This window comes from Neisseria sp. P0021.S006 (assembly GCF_051956895.1).
In genome coordinates this window covers 1-709 of the sequence record NZ_JBQCWZ010000720.1, presented here as the reverse complement: position 1 = coordinate 709, position 709 = coordinate 1, and the positions used below count along the sequence as shown (strand labels likewise).

The window sequence follows — 709 nt, the reverse complement described above, 5'->3', positions numbered from 1 at the left end:
GCTTACTTTCGAGTGGTTTGGTTTGATAATGTTTCAGACGGCCTTTATTCGGCAGTAACGGTTGCTATTAATTTGATATTCCAATCGTCAACCGGTCTAAGGTAAAACGGCGGCCTTATTGTCGTAAGAATGATGGGTCAAATAAAAAACAGCCTGTACCGGAAAATGCTCGGACGACGTTGTTTTGACGGTCAACAAGGTTTCTTTCGAACTGCCGGACGCGCGCCATGCGTAGGAAATCTGACGCATGGGCAACGGGGCTTCCGACAAATTATCGGCACGCAATTCAGCGTTCAAACCTTGCGGCGGATTTTCTGCCAAAGCCAAAAATTGTTTGAAAATCAGATGGTCGTTGGCTTTAGCCGTGCGCACGCTGCAACTGTCTTCGGTCAGGCTCAAATAATAATCTGCGCCGTTTACCGTTTTCTTCCAAATGCTTAATGCCTCCAAATCCATCATTTCGGCAGGCAAATCGGCAATCTCTTTTTTCGACAATAAAATCAGTTTGTTGGCATTGGCAAACTCGCCGACAAGGGCGGCATCGCCGTCTGCGGCCACACAGCTTTGGCGGAACAAGTCAGTGACATTTTGGGCATAATCGGCAGCGTTCTGCGGCGAAACGCCTTCATTACCGCATGCACTCAGGCAGACGGCCAATACGGCGGCAGACAACGCGACGGCTTTAGACATTTCAGACGGCCTTTATTTG

Annotated in this window: 1 protein-coding gene; it reads right to left on the bottom strand. The window is 48.8% G+C overall.

The genetic code is table 11. The features are described 5' to 3' along the window. Window positions 1–96: 96 nt before the first annotated feature. Entirely contained in the window at window positions 97–690 is a 594-nt protein-coding gene (locus ACTHUM_RS16690; RefSeq protein ID WP_107792417.1) for an NMCC_0638 family (lipo)protein, read from the bottom strand. Window positions 691–709 lie beyond the last annotated feature (19 nt).

Excerpts from the sequence above, each read along its gene's own strand:
- ACTHUM_RS16690 (WP_107792417.1), bottom strand. The coding sequence starts at position 690 with ATGTCTAAAGCCGTCGCGTTGTCTGCCGCCGTATTGGCCGTCTGCCTG.